Below are 16,348 nucleotides of genomic sequence, written 5' to 3'. Positions count from 1 at the left end.
TCATTTTTTAAAATTTTGCTCTTATTCCAAAAGTTACTGTTGATAGTGGAGCGTAGTTATACCAATCGGAAGTTCCTGTTTCACTGGTAGTAGGGTTGAAGCCATCTCTTTCAGAAAGCATCATTAAATTATCTCCACTCAACCAAAACTCCATTTAGGATAATCCTATTTGTTGAACATAATTTTGAGGAATTGTATAACCAAACCTAATGTTGTTCAAGCTTAAGTAATCTGCTTTTGTTAAAAAGCGGGTAGAAGTAGAGGAGAAGTTTTGGTCTCCAGATTGATTACTTGAAAGTCTTGGCACGTTAGTTATGTCTCCTGGCTCCTGCCATCTATCTAAGATGTCGGTATGCCATTGGGAGTTCCCCACTTGATCGTTGCTCATTAAACTTGCATATACAAAGTCGTAAGAGTATCCACCAATTCCGTATAAAAATTGAGCACTTAAATTGAAACCTTTATAACCGGTTAATAAGCGGAAGGCACCTCGAACATCTGCAATGGCCGATTTGTCTACGTACTTTTGTGTTGCATTTTGATAGACTTTCGTTTCTGTCTTTCCAATGGCGTTTTGTCTTTCTGGATACTGAGCTAAATATTCGGTCATAGAAGAAATGGTTTCTTCTCCAGCTTGCAATGATCCGTCGCCGTTAGCATCAAAGAAGTATTGATTCCACATTGCCGAACCATCCTGTGGGTCTACACCAGCCCATTCTCTCATATAAAAATCGTAAATGGAGTGACCTACGGACTGTCCGAAGTATCCGTCGATATTTAAAACTTTTTGTTCTCCTGTAGAAGGATCGATAGGCATAGCGGTAAGCTCATTATTTAAAATCTCTCCATTGATGCCTAGGTCTAAGTAGAAATCTTCTGTTTTAAAGATATGACCTTGCAAATCGAACTCTATACCAGCGTTTCTTAATTTACCGTCATTCACTTGAATAGATGAATAACCAGTTGAAGGCCCCACTCTGCGGTCGAATATCAAGTTGTCGGTATTTTTAACGTAATAGTCCACAGTAACATCCAAGAACTTATTGAAGCTAGATTCCATTCCTACCTGGAACATTTTGGAGGTTTCCCAAGTTAGGTCTGGGTTTCCTTTGTCATCAAATATTAAAGAAATATCACCATTTAAATTACCAACATTATAGAGATCGTATCCTGGGTAATAACCAACTCCGCCTTGCTCTCCAATAATACCGTAACTGGTTTTTAGTTTAAGATTGCTGAAAACATTTTGATTTTGCATAAATTCTTTGCGGCTAACTGCCCATGCAGCACCTACAGAGCCAAAAGTTCCCCATTTATCATTCTTGAACCTAGAAGATCCATCACGTCTTACAGTTCCAGATACAAAGTATTTGTTTCTGAAGTTGTAGTTTAATTGAGAGAAGTAGCTTTCCAGGGTGAAGTCTTCCGTGTAAGAGGAAGGAGGATTGGTAACTACGGCATTGTTTAACTCATCGCCATCTGGATTTACTAGGTTGGATTTAAAAGAATCCATGAATTTTTGTTCCCAAGAATTTGCTTCATGAGCGATTAAGGCTTCTATGCTGTGGTCTCCAAAGCTGTTCTTATATCGCAATAGATTCAGAATATTGTAACTGAAAAGTTCAGTTTTTGTTTTGTATATCGAACCGTTTTGACTAGCACTTGGTCCGTAGAAAGGATTTTCAAGATTGTCAAAACTGTCGTTGTAGTACTGAATACCAACTCTATTTTCTAGGGTTAAATGATCTGAAAATACAAAGTTAAGCGCCGCATTAGAATTAATTTCATGGCGCTTTGTTTCGTTAGTGGCATAGTTGGCATCTGCAATTGCATTGGTTAAAGCACCAAAGCCTCTTCCTTCTCCATAATCGTATTGCGGACCCCCATAAATTGGATCTTAAACGATATTTCCATTGTTATCCCTTAGAAACAGAGGGTAGATGGAAGGGATATTGTCTACAAACCAGAAAACACTTCCAGAGTCTTCAGATTGTCCATTATTGTTGGCGTCTGAAATTGTATAACCAATATTCACAGATCCTTCCAGCCAATCTTTAACTTCATGTCTTAGATTTAATCTTGTAGAGATACGTTCGTAGTCAGAATTAATGGTGTATCCATTGTCTTTTAGGTAGCCAAACGAAGTAAAGTAACTCGTTTTTTCATTACCTCCACCAATTTTAAGATTCGCCTCCAGTCTGTTTGCGGGTTGAAAAGCGTAGTCTTCCCAGTTTTCTGGATTGTATTTGCGGGTTACGCCTTCCCTTACTTGTCCGGTACTCGGATTTATAAGTTCACCGCCATCTGCTACATTCCACATATTATATTTAGGATCGATTCCAGATCCACTAAATAAATTTTGGTTTGCATAAGCTGTGGGATCAGACACTCCTCGAATTACACCTTTATTATAAAGTCCTTCCCAGCTTAAACCTATGTATTGTTCAGGAGAACTGATGGTGTTTGATCGAGGGATCAAACTCATGTTTTGACCAGTTTTTGTTTCTACTTCGATATAAGATTCTTGACCTTTTCCATTTTTCGTAGTAATAACAACCACTCCATTTGCCCCACGTGAACCATAAATAGCAGTTGCCGATGCATCCTTTAAAATAGTTGTAGATTTAATGTCGGCTGGGTTGATGGCACTAATATTTCCTACAAACGGCACACCGTCTACAATGTAAAGTGGGTCTCTATTACCGTTTACAGAACCAAATCCACGTATACGAACTGTCGCTGCAGAATCAGGTTGTCCAGAAGTGTTTATAACCCTAACCCCAGCTGCCTCACCGGCTAACGCTTGGGAAATGTTGGAAACACTTTTCTTTTCAATAGATTCTGAGTCTACCTTGGTTGCAGTACCAGTAAAGGATTCTTTAGTAGAGGTACCGTAACCTACTACTATAACTTCTTCAAGGGCTTGGGAGTCTTGTTCTAGAACTACGTCTATGGTACTGGCACCTCCAACTTTTTTTTTCAACTGTTTTTTGACCCACATAAGAAAAAACCAAAACTTTTCCGGTTTCTGTAGAAACAGAATAATTTCCGTCAAAATCTGTTTGGGTTCCTTTTGTGGTTCCTTTAATCATTACATTGGCTTCAGGCAATGGCATACCATCTTGGTCTATAACCACCCCGGAAATCGTTTTCTCCTGTGCATAGGAGAATTGTAACACTAACGCCATAAAAAGCGTTAGCATCCAATTAAACTTCAATCTCATTTTATAAAATTATTTGAATTAGCGGCGGCGAAACTCTTAAACGCAAACTGTTAATCCAATTTTTTTAAGATAAAGTTCTTCGGAAGGCTTTATTTTAGTGAAGTTCCAATTTTTTTAATTATTCGTTTATTTTATTTTTTCAGTTTTAAGTTAAAAGAATGAAATAAAATACGATTTAGAGGCTTAAATTTAAGATTTATCAAAAATGTTGACTTTTTGATGCGTTTAATTGTTTTTTTCCGAATTGAATTTGTTAATTTTTAACGATTCATTAACTATCATCCGTTAGAATAGCTTGGCTTTATAGTTGTAGTTGAGGTTCTGCTTGACCTTATTCTTATAGTTGAATTTCAAATTTGTTTCAAGCAAAAATAAAAGGCTGCCATAATTGGCAGCCTTTTGTTTGAATAGATTAAGTGCTAAATTCGAATAAATCTATTATTGGTTAACGGGTGTTGGTTCCAATACCGAAGGAAGAGGTGAAGGTACACTTGAGTTACCATTAATCTCTACCTGTGGATATATAAACCTTTCTGCATTTCCGTTGAAATTTTTAAGTGTTACCCCGGCAGCATTGTCAGTTCTGTTAAAGTCAACAAATGCTTCAAAACTACCAATAAAGTAAACATAACGCTCCTCTGCAATTTCGCTCAACAATGCTTCCAGTTGATCTACTCCGTCAGGATTTTCAATTCCCCCAGTTGCAAAATCGGCGGCTGTGTAAGCGTCGTACATAAATGGATCTCCCCAATCGGCATATCCATCGTTATTTAAACCTATAGAATACCCTGTATTAAGTAATGCTCTATAATCGTTGTAAGCAGCTAATCCAGCAGCAAAACCATTTAGGCGCGCTTGAGATTCAGCAATGATTTGCAGGTTTTCCCCATAGGTAGCCAAAGGCATGTCTGATTCTGTACCAAACTTACCATCTGCTGTACCCCAGTCGTATTGTGAATAGAAGTTAAGCTCATAACCGGCATTATACCAATTTGCTCCTTTTATATAATTAAACGCAAAACGTGCACTTTCATCAGTTTTTGCATTTCCTCTATATAGTCCAGTAGCGGGGTCTAGTAATTGGGCTCCGTATGAGTCAATTGCCGACATATAACCTGGGCGATTATATACCAAAAAGTCGTAGTAAGGATTGAAACTAGCTCCGAACACAGTGCCATAGCGTGATTTGTAATCTCCGTCCGCATCCATGATACCATTTTGAGCAGCAGAAATTGCGGAAGCATAATCACCAACATGTAGGTAATAACGAGCCTTTAGGGTGTATGCAAGAGCAATCCATTTTGAGGTGTCTCCATCATAAACAATATCCTCAGAAGGTAATCCTAATACATCATTTGCGCTTAAGTTTGCAATGGCTTCATCGAGGATTGCTTGAACTCCAGCATAAACAGTTGTTTGACTTTCGTATGTTGGGTTGGTAAACTCTGGGTTATTTGCTTCACTAAATGGAATATCACCAAATAATGAAGTTAAAGTACCAAAAGCATTGGCTTCTAAAACTTGTGCCATCCCAACCAAGTTAGGGTTAACAGCTGCAGCAGCCTTTTCTTGTAAAATTTGACTTTGTGCAATAGTTCCTACATAAGCCTCGTTCCAAGTATCGTCAAAATTGGTAGCTGGAGTAGCGTTCCAATCATTAAGTGCGATATATTGTCTGTCTGATCCTGAAGCCTGGTTCAGCCATATCATTCCTAATCTAGCTGCTTCTGCTGATTGCCAGAATTGATTTGATAAAATAACACCCTGTACTAATTTAATTGAAGGCGCATCCACAGGTCTGTTTGGATCGTCATTTATATCCTCAACAAAGCTTGTACAAGAACCAATGCCCAAACAAACGATTAAGGTATATGCTAAAAATCTTATATTTTTCATTTTCATTTTTTTAGAAATTAATTTTTATCGTTGCTAAGTACGAGCGAGTAGCAGGGTTATTGAAGTACTGTAATCCTCTCCCGTTTGAAGCACCTGTAAGGTTAGTCTCAGGATCTTGGCCAAAATCGTCTTTAGACCAATACACTAAGTTACGACCAGATAAGGTAAACTCCATGCTATCTACAAAACCAGTTGCATTTCTAAATCCTTCAGAGTTCAATAAATATCCAATTGAAATCTCACGCAATTTAACCCAAGAACCATCTTTTATAAATTGCTCGGCTATAGGACCAAAACCTCCACCTATTCCAGAGTAATATGGTTGATCTAAAAGAACTGTTCCAGCACCAAAATCTTCAAGGTTACCACGTACTGTGTAAGAACCATCAGAATTTTGGTTTGCATAAGATATATTGTTAATAGTAGTTCCCGAAATATTATTTATAGTTGCAGCATCTGCAGCCGAAACGGTCACTTCATTTGCGGTAATAGGAGTTCTTCCGAAAACCGTTAAAGCACCATTGGTACCGTCCCAGATATCTCCACCTACAGAAGCATCAAACAAAGTGGAAACCGTAAGTCCTTTATATCTAAATGAAGTACCAAGGCCACCTCTCCAATCAGGGTTTGGATCTCCAATTACACCTTCAGTTGGTGCAACGGTAGGGAATCCATTACTATCTAAGGCTAGGCTGCCATCATCATTTCTTTGGTATCTTCCGCCCCATAGTACACCTACAGGTTCACCTTCTACAGCTCTGGAAGAAGTTCCTGCAAAACCATTTAAGAATAAAGATTCAGTTCCGGTTAGTCTAGTAACTTCATTGCGGTTTCTACTCCAGTTACCGTATAAATTCCATGTAAAGTCGGCACTTCTAATAATGTCAAAGCTGAAGTCAATTTCAAAACCTTTATTTTCTAGTGATGCTGCGTTGGCATATCTTCCTGCAAAACCTGTAGATCCAGGTCTTGCTACTGTAAACAATGCTCCTTCAGTTTCATTAGAATAATAAGTAGCGTTAAGCGTTAATCTATTTGAGAAAAATCCTAAGTCAACACCAACTTCAAACTCTTTTTTGCGTTCTGGTTGTAAATCTGAATTTCCTTCAAAAGCACTTCTTACAAACGATCCATCATAAGCTCCAGAGTCGTAAGCAGGCCCGTATCCTTCAGCTCCTGCCGCACTTGAGTAATAAGTGGTAGTTGCATAAGCAGCAGGCTCGATACCTACTTCTCCATAGGTTAATCTTAACTTTCCTTTAGAAAAAGTTTGTTGATTATTCACAAGGTTAGCGAAGCTAAAACCGAATTCGGCAGATGGGTAATAGAATATTTCGTTGTCCCCAAAAGTTGATGCGGTTTCTGCTCTTCCCGTTAAGCTCAAATACAACAAATTGTCATAATCGAAAGCAACATTTGCATAACCAGCAGAAATACGTACTTCACTCTCATCTATTGTAGATCTTCTGTTTGCAACAATTGCATTCTCGTAGAAAATCTTGTCAGTATCTAAAATGAAGTTTACATAGCTACCCCCTCTTTGTTCAAATCTTCTTTTATTAAAGTTCAAACCTGCTAGATAATTAAAATTTAGTTTTTCTGTAATATCAAAATTACCAGTACCTATAAAGTCAATGTTTGTTTGTGTAGAAGCGTAAAGTTGCTCATTGAAAGAACCTTGCCCATTATTTTCCGCAGAATTTACTGGGTATAAGGCCATTCTCTCATCCACATAATGATCTACACCACCTCTAGCAATTAATTTTAGCCAATCTGTAGCTTCTGCTTCAAAAGTTCCTCCTAAAATAAATCTATCTACAGTATTCGGATTCTGTTGTACATCGGTAGTCCATAATGGGTTATTGTAAATTGGAGATTGTCTATCTACCGTACCTAATTGTCTTCTGTATGCTCTATGGCTGTTCTCTGTTACAGGAATGCCATTTGCGTAACGTGTTCCAATGTAGTCGCTGTTGTCAAAATCTGCTGGCGTTCTGTAAAGACCCAGGAGCAGTCCACTTGTGTTTGAACCTTGCTGGATTCTATTTGATGTAATATTCGAATAGGTAGCAGTACCTTTAAATTTAATGCGATCGTTTAAACGAAATTCCGAGTTTAGTCTTGCGGTAGTTCTGTTGTAGTCGTTGCTTCTAACGATACCTTCTTGATCTAAATTAGAAACGCTCATAAAGTAGTTTCCAGATTTAGTAGCACCACTGAAGCTTACATTATTTTCTAAATAATATCCGCTATTTATTACGTCTTCGTAGTTACTGTCATTAAAATTCTCTCTACTTCTCTTTTCGGTAATAGGATAGTATATATCTCCATCTCTTGCTACAAAATAATTAGGAGATGCGCTATCAACGAAATCTGGACCTCCTGGTCTTTCACTAATTTTATCTCCCCAAGAGTTTGCATTCGCACTTGTGCCAAGAGCAGCAATACCATTAGACCCTCTACCAAAAATATCTTGAGTGTCTAATATGTCATTTGGTTCGTCGTGACTGTAAGTCGTAGAAATAGATACTTTTAAATCTCCTTGATCCACTCCTTTACCTTTTTTAGTTGTAATTACAATAACACCATTACCTGCTCTTGAACCCCAAAGGGCTGCGGCAGAAGCTCCTTTTAAAACTTCAAGGCTCTCTATGTCATTTGGATTAATATCTCCAATTCTTGACTGTTGAACAACACCATCAACTCCACCGCCGATTTCATCATTACTGATTGGGATACCGTCTACTACGATAAGTGGTTGTAAGCTTCGCGTGATAGTACTTTGTCCTCTAATTTGGATATATGCACTTGAACCTGCATCACCAGAAGTGTTAATGATTTGCACCCCTGATGCTTTACCAGAAAGACCTTTGGCGATACTCGTTTCACCAGAGTTCTGTATTGCACCTGCATCAACTTCTGATATAGAAGATGCTAAGGAGCCTCGGTTAACTTCGATACCCAATGCGTTTACTACTACAGCTTCAAGTTCTGTAGCATCTTGGGCTAAAGTAACGTTGATTGAGTTAGAAGCCCCAACCGTTCTTTCTTCAGTTGTTTGTCCTACGAAAGAATAAACTAAGACATCTCCTGTACTGGCTTGGATGGAGTATATTCCATCAAAATCTGTTTGGGTGCCCGTAGAAGTACCCTTAACTACTACGTTCGCTCCAGGTAACGGCAGGCCATCTTGGTCCTTAACCACCCCTGTTACGGTTTTTTCTTGTGCAAAAGACACTTGCACAATTAACGCTATTAAAAGCGTTAAAAATCCACTGAACTTTGTTCTCATTTTAAATTAATTTGAATTAGCGACCACGAAAATGATAATATTATGTTAATTATCCAATTAAAATTTAAGATAATTTTATGTTAATGCTAAGAATTGCGGTCTATGTAAATGGTAGGCCTTGATTTTATTGATGTTTCATTAATTTATTAAATAATTGGTATTTTGATAAAATATGATTCGAAAGTTCGAATCAGTTATAAAAATTTAATAAAAAATAAAGTTGCTTCGATTAAAGGTGCACATATTTCTAAGTTATCCATTCTCTTTAAAATTCTTAAACTTAAGTTAAGAGGTTAAAATTCTAAGTTTGATAAAAAAGGGTTGTTTGCTTATGTTTTCTACGTAGGTTTAAAGCTTTGTCCTAATTTATATATGGCGTGTTGTGTTTGTACATTTCCGACTTTATTGAAAATTAATTAATTAAGGTTTGATTTGTAAATAAATATTTCTACCTTTGCCACCCTTTTAAACGAGAGGTGTGTTCAATTGTGAACTGCGAACCAGCGTTTTATAAGGATTTTTAATTAATAAAACATAATTATTGTTTAGTAGATTATGCCAACAATTTCACAATTAGTACGAAAAGGAAGAGCCACGATTACTAAGAAGAGTAAATCGGCTGCTTTAGATTCGTGTCCTCAAAGAAGAGGGGTTTGTACGCGTGTTTACACTACTACACCTAAGAAGCCAAACTCAGCTATGCGTAAAGTAGCAAGGGTTCGTCTTACCAATGGTAAAGAAGTGAATGCTTACATCCCTGGAGAAGGTCACAATTTACAAGAGCACTCGATAGTATTAGTAAGAGGCGGAAGGGTTAAGGATTTACCAGGAGTTAGGTATCACATCGTTCGTGGTGCTTTAGATACTGCTGGAGTTCAAGGAAGAACGCAACGTAGATCTAAATACGGAGCAAAACGCCCTAAGAAGTAATTAAAACTTTTAACAAGAAGAAATGAGAAAAAGACAGGCCAAAAAGAGACCTCTTTTACCAGATCCAAGGTTTAATGATCAATTAGTGACGCGTTTCGTTAATATGATGATGTGGGATGGTAAAAAGTCTGTAGCTTTCAAAGTTTTCTATGATGCAATTGATATCGTAGAAGAGAAAAAACAAGACGAAGAAAAAACTGCCCTAGAAATTTGGAAAGATGCTTTATCTAATGTTATGCCACACGTAGAGGTTAGAAGCCGTCGTGTTGGTGGTGCTACATTCCAAATTCCAATGCAGATTAGACCAGATAGAAAAGTATCTATGGCTATGAAGTGGTTGATTAGTTATTCTCGTAAGAGAAATGAAAAATCAATGGCTCAGAAATTAGCCGGTGAAGTTCTTGCAGCTGCCAAAGAAGAAGGTGCAGCGGTTAAGAAAAGAGTGGATACTCATAAAATGGCTGAAGCAAATAAAGCATTCTCTCACTTTAGATTTTAGTAAAAAAATAAAATGGCACAAAGAGATTTAAAATATACAAGAAATATAGGAATTGCGGCTCATATTGATGCTGGTAAAACAACAACAACAGAGCGTATTCTTTTTTATACCGGAGTTTCCCACAAAATTGGAGAAGTGCACGATGGTGCTGCTACAATGGACTGGATGGAGCAAGAGCAGGAAAGAGGTATTACCATTACTTCTGCGGCTACTACATGTACTTGGAGATTCCCAATGGAGAATGCGCAAGAAACTCCAGAGACTAAAGGGTATCACTTTAATATTATCGATACTCCCGGGCACGTAGATTTTACGGTAGAAGTAAACCGTTCTTTACGTGTTCTTGATGGGTTGGTTTTCTTGTTTAGTGCGGTTGATGGTGTTGAGCCTCAGTCTGAAACTAACTGGAGATTGGCCGATAACTACGGGGTTCCTAGAATTGGTTTCGTTAACAAAATGGACCGTCAGGGGTCTAACTTCTTAGCTGTTGCAAATCAGGTTAAAGAGATGTTAGGTTCTAATGCTGTTCCAATTGTTTTGCCTATTGGTGATGAAAGTGATTTTAGAGGAATTGTAGATTTAGTAAAAAATAGAGCTATTGTATGGCATGAAGATAACTTCGGTTCTACTTTTGATGTAGTGGATATTCCTGAAGATATGAAGGAGGAAGTTCAAGAGTACCGTGCAAAATTAATCGAAGAAGTTGCTGAGTATGATGAAAATCTACTTGAGAAATTCTTTGAAGATGAAAGCTCTATAACTGAAGAAGAAATTCATGCTGCGCTTCGGGCTGCGGTTATGGATAGAGCAATCATCCCTATGATTTGTGGTTCTTCATTTAAAAATAAAGGTGTTCAGTTCTTATTAGATGCTGTTTGTCGTTATTTACCTTCGCCGGTAGATAAAGATGGTGTTGTAGGGACGAACCCAGATACTGGTGCTGAAGAAAGACGTAAGCCAGATGTTGCTGCGCCTTTTGCTGCATTGGCATTTAAAATTGCAACCGATCCTTTCGTGGGTCGTTTAGCTTTCTTCCGTGCATATTCTGGTAGATTAGATGCTGGTTCTTATGTGTTAAACAATAGATCTGGTAAAAAAGAGCGTATTTCACGTATCTACCAAATGCACTCCAATAAACAAAATGCTATTGAGTATATTGAAGCTGGAGATATTGGAGCGGCTGTTGGTTTTAAAGATATTAAAACTGGAGATACGTTGTCTGATGAAAAAGCACCTATCGTACTTGAAAGTATGGACTTCCCAGATCCAGTAATTGGTATCGCTGTGGAGCCTAAAACAAAAGCTGATGTGGATAAAATGGGGATGGCTTTGGCTAAATTGGCCGAAGAAGATCCAACGTTTACTGCTAGAACAGATGAGGCTTCTGGGCAAACTATTATTTCTGGAATGGGTGAGCTTCACTTAGATATTATCGTAGATCGTTTAAAGCGTGAGTTTAAAGTAGAAGTTAACCAAGGTCAGCCTCAGGTTGAGTACAAAGAATCTATTACGCAAAAAGCACAACACAGAGAAGTTTATAAAAAGCAATCTGGTGGTCGTGGTAAATTTGCAGACATTGTATTTACACTTGAGCCTGCTGAAGAAGGTAAGCTTGGTTTAGAATTTGTTTCTGAAATTAAAGGTGGTAACGTTCCTAAAGAATTTGTTCCATCCATTGAAAAAGGATTCAAGGAAGCAATGAAAAATGGTCCGTTAGCGGGTTATGAAGTAGATGCGATGAAAGTTACTTTAACTGACGGTTCTTACCACGATGTGGATTCCGATCAGCTTTCATTCGAATTGGCTGCTAAACTAGGATTTAAAGCTGCTGCAAGAGCTGCAAAAGCTGTAATCATGGAGCCAATCATGAAATTAGAAGTGTTAACTCCTGAGGAAAGTATGGGAGATATTGTAGGTGACCTTAACCGTCGTCGTGGTCAAGTTAACAACATGAGCGATAGGGCAGGTTCGAAAGTAATTAAGGCAAGTGTTCCATTATCAGAGATGTTTGGTTATGTAACTTCTTTACGTACTTTATCATCTGGTAGAGCTACCTCTACTATGGAATTTTCACATTATGCTGAAACACCTTCAAATATATCTGAAGCTGTAATTAAGGAAGCAAAAGGAGTTGAAGCTTAAATTTTAAGAAAATGAGTCAGAAAATCAGAATAAAACTAAAATCATACGATTACAACTTGGTAGATAAATCTGCCGAGAAAATCGTTAAGACAGTAAAAACAACTGGTGCTGTTGTAACGGGTCCAATTCCATTACCAACTCACAAAAAAATATTTACTGTTCTTCGTTCTCCGCACGTAAACAAAAAGTCTAGAGAGCAATTTCAATTAAGTTCTTACAAAAGACTTCTTGATATTTACAGTTCTTCATCTAAAACTATCGATGCTTTGATGAAGTTGGAATTACCAAGTGGGGTTGAAGTAGAGATCAAGGTATAAGTAAACTTCCACTTTGGTGGAAGGTTTGCGAAAAATGTTCTAGGTTTTTGCCTGGAGCAAACATGTCCCGAGCTAGTAGGCGAAGGAAAAACGGATAAAATACATTCAGGGTTGAAAGTATTTTTGACCCTGAAGTTTTTTAGATAAACAAGTAATTAGTAATAACAATTAGATGGAAGGCTTACAAATGGTAGGTTGTACATCGTAAATTAAATTAGAATGTCTGGGTTAATAGGAAAAAAGATCGGTATGACCAGCATCTTCGACGAAAATGGGAAAAACATCCCATGTACGGTAATCGAAGCTGGACCATGCGTAGTTACCCAAGTCAGAACCAATGAGGTTGACGGGTATGAGGCTCTTCAACTTGGTTTCGATGACAAGGCAGAAAAACATGCTAACAAGGCCGAATTAGGTCATGCTAAAAAAGCAGGGGTTTCTCCTAAAAGAAAAGTCGTTGAATTCCAAGATTTTAAGAGCGAACACAAATTAGGAGATACTTTAACGGTAGAGCAATTTGTAGAGGGAGAGTTTATCGATGTTACAGGTACATCAAAAGGTAAAGGATTCCAAGGGGTTGTTAAGCGTCATGGTTTCGGTGGTGTAGGTCAATCTACCCACGGTCAGCATAACCGTTTAAGAGCACCTGGTTCTATTGGTGCTGCATCTTACCCATCTCGTGTATTTAAAGGTATGCGTATGGCTGGGCAAATGGGTGCAGAAAAAGTAACAGTACAAAACTTAAGAGTGTTGAAAGTGGTTCCGGAAAAAAATCTTTTAGTAGTTAAAGGATGTGTTCCTGGGCACAAAAACGCTTATGTAATCGTTCAGAAGTAATGGAAGTAGCAGTTTTAGATATCAACGGAAAAGAAACTGGAAGAAAGGTGAAGCTTTCTAAATCAGTTTTCGGTGTAGAGCCTAGCTCTCATGCTGTATATTTAGATGTTAAGCAGTACTTGGCAAATCAACGTCAAGGAACGCATAAGTCTAAAGAAAGAGCAGAGATTGCGGGAAGTACACGTAAGATCAAAAAACAAAAAGGTACAGGTACTGCAAGAGCAGGAAGTATCAAATCTCCAATTTTCAAGGGAGGTGGTAGAATTTTTGGTCCAAGACCTAAAGACTATACTCAAAAGTTAAATAAAAATGTAAAGCGTCTTGCTAGACGATCTGCATTATCAATCAAGGCACAAGAGAAATCAATTATCGTTTTAGAAGACTTCAATTTTGAGGCTCCAAAAACAAAAAATTTCACTAATGTTTTGAAAGCTTTAGGGTTAGAAAATAAAAAATCCCTCTTTGTGTTGGGTGATTCAAATAATAACGTATATTTGTCGTCACGCAATTTAAAGACCTCTGAGGTTTTAACTAGCTCAGAATTAAGCACTTACAAAATTGTTAATGCAAATAGCATAGTGCTTTTAGAAGGGTCTATAGAAGGAATTGAGTCGAATTTAAGTAAATAAGAAACCAATGAGTGTGTTAATAAAGCCTATTATTACGGAAAAAGCGACCGCTGATAGCGAGTTGAACAATCGTTATGGTTTCATTGTAGATCCTAAGGCAAACAAGTTACAGATTAAGGATGCCGTAGAAGCTGCTTATGGAGTTTCTGTTGAAAAAGTTCGCACAATGAATTACGGTCCGAAGAGAAGTACTCGCTACACGAAAACAGGAATACAGCATGGGAAAACCAATGCTGTTAAGAAAGCTGTTGTTCAAGTAGCTGAAGGGGATATTATTGATTTTTATAATAATATATAAGTAAAGACAAGAAATGTCAGTAAGAAAATTAAAACCAGTAACTCCTGGACAGCGATTTAGAGTAGTAAACGGATTTGACGCGATTACTACTGACAAGCCGGAGAAGAGCTTGCTCGCTCCGTTAAAAAAGTCGGGAGGTAGAAACAGTCAAGGAAAAATGACCATGCGCTATTTAGGTGGTGGTCATAAGAAGAAGTATCGTATGGTTGATTTTAAAAGAGCTAAAACGAATGTTGAGGCTACTGTAGAATCAATTCAATACGATCCAAACAGAACTGCGTTTATTGCATTAATTACTTACAAGGATGGAGAGAAGAGTTATATCGTAGCTCAAAACGGTTTGCAAGTAGGTCAAACAGTTGTCTCTGGATCTGGAGTAGCTCCTGAGATAGGAAATGCAATGCCTTTAAGTGAGGTTCCATTAGGTACTATTATATCTTGTATTGAATTACGTCCTGGTCAAGGAGCTGTAATGGCTCGTTCGGCTGGTGCTTTTGCTCAGTTAATGGCAAGAGAAGGTAAATATGCTACTGTGAAGCTTCCTTCTGGTGAAACAAGATTGGTGTTGGCAGGTTGTTTAGCTACAATCGGTGCGGTATCCAATTCAGATCATCAGTTAGTGGTTTCTGGTAAGGCAGGTAGAAAACGTTGGTTAGGTAGAAGACCAAGAACTAGACCGGTAGTTATGAACCCAGTAGATCACCCAATGGGTGGTGGGGAAGGCCGTGCTTCTGGAGGTCATCCAAGATCTAGAAACGGAATACCTGCAAAAGGATTTAGAACAAGATCTAAGTCTAAAGCGAGTAATAAGTATATTGTAGAACGTAGAAAGAAATAATATTAAGAGATGGCACGTTCACTAAAAAAAGGACCTTACGTTCACTATAGTTTAGAGAATAAAGTTCAACAAAATGTTGAATCTGGTAAGAAGACAGTTATTAAAACTTGGTCTAGAGCATCTATGATTACTCCAGATTTCGTTGGTCAAACAATAGCTGTGCATAATGGTCGCCAATTCGTTCCTGTATATGTTACAGAGAACATGGTGGGGCATAAGTTAGGAGAATTTTCACCAACAAGATCTTTTAGAGGTCACGCTGGTGCAAAAAATAAAGGAAAAAAATAATAAGTAGCCATGGGAGTTCGTAAAAGAGAAAGAGCAGAGCAAATAAAAGAAGCTAAAAAAAGTTTAGCATTTGCAAAGTTGAATAACTGCCCAACTTCACCTAGAAAAATGAGGCTAGTAGCCGATTTGGTTCGTGGGGAAAAAGTTGAGAAGGCACTTGCTATTTTGAAATTTAACCAAAAAGAAGCATCACGTAGATTAGAGAAATTGTTGGTTTCTGCAATTGCAAACTGGCAAGCTAAAAACGAAGATGCAAACTTAGAGGAAGCAGATTTATTTGTACAAGAGATCAGAGTAGATGGTGGAACGATGTTGAAGAGACTTCGTCCAGCACCTCAAGGTCGTGCACACAGAATAAGAAAACGTTCAAACCACGTAACATTGGTGGTGGGAGCTAAAAATAATACACAAAGTTAAGATAGAGTATGGGACAGAAAACAAATCCGATCGGAAATCGCCTTGGTATCATTAGAGGATGGGAATCCAACTGGTATGGAGGTAATGACTATGGAGACAAACTTGCTGAAGACGATAAAATCAGAAAGTACATCCATGCTCGTTTATCTAAAGCTAGTGTATCTAGAGTAATTATTGAGCGTACGCTTAAGCTTGTAACCGTTACTATCACTACGGCTCGCCCAGGTATCATTATTGGTAAGGGTGGTCAAGAGGTAGACAAGCTAAAAGAAGAGCTTAAGAAAATTACAGACAAAGAAGTTCAAATTAACATCTTTGAAATTAAGAGACCAGAATTGGATGCTAACCTTGTTGCTGCAAGTGTTGCCCGTCAAATCGAGAACAGAATTTCTTATAGACGTGCAATTAAAATGGCTATTGCCGCTGCAATGAGAATGAACGCCGAAGGTATCAAAATTCAAATCTCTGGACGTTTGAACGGAGCTGAAATGGCACGTTCAGAATCTTACAAAGATGGTAGAATTCCTTTGTCAACATTTAGAGCTGACATTGATTACGCATTGCATGAAGCTCATACTACCTATGGTAGATTGGGAATTAAAGTGTGGATCATGAAAGGCGAGGTTTATGGAAAGAGAGAGCTTTCCCCGCTTGTTGGAATGTCCAAAAAACAAGGGAAAGGCGGTAATAATGCCGGTGGAGCAAGAAAATCTCGTCGTAGAAAGTAATTTTTTAAAGTAA

17 protein-coding genes are annotated in these 16,348 nt (G+C 37.9%); 11 read left to right on the top strand and 6 right to left on the bottom strand.

Going from position 1 to position 16,348, the window contains the following annotated elements; translation table 11 throughout:
• Positions 1-7: 7 nt before the first annotated feature.
• From HX109_RS16375 to HX109_RS02885, 6 genes are all read right to left on the bottom strand, one after another.
• On the bottom strand, positions 8-154 hold the full coding sequence (locus tag HX109_RS16375) for a hypothetical protein (protein ID WP_317170431.1): 147 nt from the start codon (positions 152-154) through the stop codon (positions 8-10).
• The gene (locus HX109_RS16370) at positions 155-1,828 is read right to left on the bottom strand and encodes a TonB-dependent receptor domain-containing protein (RefSeq protein ID WP_317170444.1); all 1,674 of its coding nucleotides are present in this window, start codon (positions 1,826-1,828) and stop codon (positions 155-157) included.
• Between the two features lie 69 nt (positions 1,829-1,897).
• A complete protein-coding gene (locus HX109_RS16365; RefSeq protein WP_317170430.1) occupies positions 1,898-2,983 on the bottom strand; it encodes a TonB-dependent receptor plug domain-containing protein in 1,086 nt (361 codons plus the stop codon).
• Complete coding sequence (locus tag HX109_RS16360) at positions 2,916-3,224, bottom strand: carboxypeptidase-like regulatory domain-containing protein (protein ID WP_317170429.1); 309 nt, start codon at positions 3,222-3,224, stop codon at positions 2,916-2,918. Before HX109_RS16360 ends, HX109_RS16365 begins: the two co-directional genes overlap by 68 nt.
• A gap of 438 nt (positions 3,225-3,662) precedes the next feature.
• Positions 3,663-5,120, bottom strand: coding sequence for a SusD/RagB family nutrient-binding outer membrane lipoprotein (locus HX109_RS02890; protein WP_178949712.1), 1,458 nt, complete (start codon positions 5,118-5,120; stop codon positions 3,663-3,665).
• A 10-nt stretch (positions 5,121-5,130) separates the two neighbouring features.
• The gene (locus HX109_RS02885; protein ID WP_178949711.1) at positions 5,131-8,412 is read right to left on the bottom strand and encodes a SusC/RagA family TonB-linked outer membrane protein; all 3,282 of its coding nucleotides are present in this window, start codon (positions 8,410-8,412) and stop codon (positions 5,131-5,133) included.
• A 555-nt stretch (positions 8,413-8,967) separates the two neighbouring features.
• Between HX109_RS02885 and rpsL the strand changes: the two genes are divergently transcribed.
• From rpsL to rpsC, 11 genes are all read left to right on the top strand, one after another.
• Positions 8,968-9,342, top strand: a complete 375-nt coding sequence (gene rpsL, locus HX109_RS02880) for a 30S ribosomal protein S12 (RefSeq protein ID WP_143954394.1) — start codon at positions 8,968-8,970, stop codon at positions 9,340-9,342.
• A gap of 22 nt (positions 9,343-9,364) precedes the next feature.
• Complete coding sequence (gene rpsG, locus HX109_RS02875) at positions 9,365-9,841, top strand: 30S ribosomal protein S7 (protein ID WP_008613602.1); 477 nt, start codon at positions 9,365-9,367, stop codon at positions 9,839-9,841.
• A gap of 12 nt (positions 9,842-9,853) precedes the next feature.
• Positions 9,854-11,983: an elongation factor G gene (gene fusA, locus HX109_RS02870; RefSeq protein ID WP_178949710.1), complete on the top strand. Its 2,130-nt coding sequence runs from the start codon at positions 9,854-9,856 to the stop codon at positions 11,981-11,983.
• Positions 11,984-11,994: 11 nt separating this feature from the next.
• Positions 11,995-12,300, top strand: coding sequence for a 30S ribosomal protein S10 (gene rpsJ / locus HX109_RS02865; RefSeq protein ID WP_008613600.1), 306 nt, complete (start codon positions 11,995-11,997; stop codon positions 12,298-12,300).
• A gap of 219 nt (positions 12,301-12,519) precedes the next feature.
• Positions 12,520-13,137 (top strand): 50S ribosomal protein L3, encoded by a 618-nt coding sequence (rplC, locus tag HX109_RS02860; protein ID WP_178949709.1) that lies wholly within the window; start codon positions 12,520-12,522, stop codon positions 13,135-13,137.
• Positions 13,137-13,766 (top strand): 50S ribosomal protein L4, encoded by a 630-nt coding sequence (gene rplD / locus HX109_RS02855; RefSeq protein ID WP_178949708.1) that lies wholly within the window; start codon positions 13,137-13,139, stop codon positions 13,764-13,766. The genes rplC and rplD overlap by 1 nt, the downstream gene beginning before the upstream one ends.
• 7 nt (positions 13,767-13,773) lie before the next feature.
• Positions 13,774-14,064 carry a 50S ribosomal protein L23 gene (gene rplW, locus HX109_RS02850; RefSeq protein ID WP_178949707.1) on the top strand — a complete coding sequence of 97 codons (291 nt, stop codon included), beginning with the start codon at positions 13,774-13,776 and terminating at the stop codon, positions 14,062-14,064.
• Between the two features lie 13 nt (positions 14,065-14,077).
• Positions 14,078-14,902, top strand: coding sequence for a 50S ribosomal protein L2 (gene rplB, locus HX109_RS02845; RefSeq protein ID WP_178949706.1), 825 nt, complete (start codon positions 14,078-14,080; stop codon positions 14,900-14,902).
• Positions 14,903-14,911: 9 nt separating this feature from the next.
• Positions 14,912-15,190 (top strand): 30S ribosomal protein S19, encoded by a 279-nt coding sequence (gene rpsS / locus HX109_RS02840; RefSeq protein ID WP_178949705.1) that lies wholly within the window; start codon positions 14,912-14,914, stop codon positions 15,188-15,190.
• Positions 15,191-15,199: 9 nt separating this feature from the next.
• Positions 15,200-15,607 (top strand): 50S ribosomal protein L22, encoded by a 408-nt coding sequence (gene rplV, locus HX109_RS02835; RefSeq protein WP_178949704.1) that lies wholly within the window; start codon positions 15,200-15,202, stop codon positions 15,605-15,607.
• A gap of 8 nt (positions 15,608-15,615) precedes the next feature.
• Positions 15,616-16,335 carry a 30S ribosomal protein S3 gene (gene rpsC, locus HX109_RS02830; RefSeq protein WP_178949703.1) on the top strand — a complete coding sequence of 240 codons (720 nt, stop codon included), beginning with the start codon at positions 15,616-15,618 and terminating at the stop codon, positions 16,333-16,335.
• The last annotated feature ends 13 nt before the right edge of the window (positions 16,336-16,348 follow it).

The organism is Galbibacter sp. BG1, from assembly GCF_013391805.1.
Lineage (GTDB): Bacteria > Bacteroidota > Bacteroidia > Flavobacteriales > Flavobacteriaceae > Galbibacter.
This window is presented reverse-complemented; position numbering and strand designations above follow the sequence as displayed.

What these genes read in the sequence shown, in the direction of transcription:
- HX109_RS16360 (WP_317170429.1), bottom strand. Translation starts at nt 3,224, where the DNA reads ATGAGATTGAAGTTTAATTGGATGCTAACGCTTTTTATGGCGTTAGTG.
- rpsC (WP_178949703.1), top strand. Translation starts at nt 15,616, where the DNA reads ATGGGACAGAAAACAAATCCGATCGGAAATCGCCTTGGTATCATTAGA.
- rplC (WP_178949709.1), top strand. Translation starts at nt 12,520, where the DNA reads ATGTCTGGGTTAATAGGAAAAAAGATCGGTATGACCAGCATCTTCGAC.
- HX109_RS02890 (WP_178949712.1), bottom strand. Translation starts at nt 5,120, where the DNA reads ATGAAAAATATAAGATTTTTAGCATATACCTTAATCGTTTGTTTGGGC.
- HX109_RS16375 (WP_317170431.1), bottom strand. Translation starts at nt 154, where the DNA reads ATGGAGTTTTGGTTGAGTGGAGATAATTTAATGATGCTTTCTGAAAGA.
- rplW (WP_178949707.1), top strand. Translation starts at nt 13,774, where the DNA reads ATGAGTGTGTTAATAAAGCCTATTATTACGGAAAAAGCGACCGCTGAT.
- rplD (WP_178949708.1), top strand. Translation starts at nt 13,137, where the DNA reads ATGGAAGTAGCAGTTTTAGATATCAACGGAAAAGAAACTGGAAGAAAG.
- rpsJ (WP_008613600.1), top strand. Translation starts at nt 11,995, where the DNA reads ATGAGTCAGAAAATCAGAATAAAACTAAAATCATACGATTACAACTTG.
- fusA (WP_178949710.1), top strand. Translation starts at nt 9,854, where the DNA reads ATGGCACAAAGAGATTTAAAATATACAAGAAATATAGGAATTGCGGCT.
- rplB (WP_178949706.1), top strand. Translation starts at nt 14,078, where the DNA reads ATGTCAGTAAGAAAATTAAAACCAGTAACTCCTGGACAGCGATTTAGA.
- rpsG (WP_008613602.1), top strand. Translation starts at nt 9,365, where the DNA reads ATGAGAAAAAGACAGGCCAAAAAGAGACCTCTTTTACCAGATCCAAGG.
- rplV (WP_178949704.1), top strand. Translation starts at nt 15,200, where the DNA reads ATGGGAGTTCGTAAAAGAGAAAGAGCAGAGCAAATAAAAGAAGCTAAA.
- HX109_RS02885 (WP_178949711.1), bottom strand. Translation starts at nt 8,412, where the DNA reads ATGAGAACAAAGTTCAGTGGATTTTTAACGCTTTTAATAGCGTTAATT.
- rpsS (WP_178949705.1), top strand. Translation starts at nt 14,912, where the DNA reads ATGGCACGTTCACTAAAAAAAGGACCTTACGTTCACTATAGTTTAGAG.
- rpsL (WP_143954394.1), top strand. Translation starts at nt 8,968, where the DNA reads ATGCCAACAATTTCACAATTAGTACGAAAAGGAAGAGCCACGATTACT.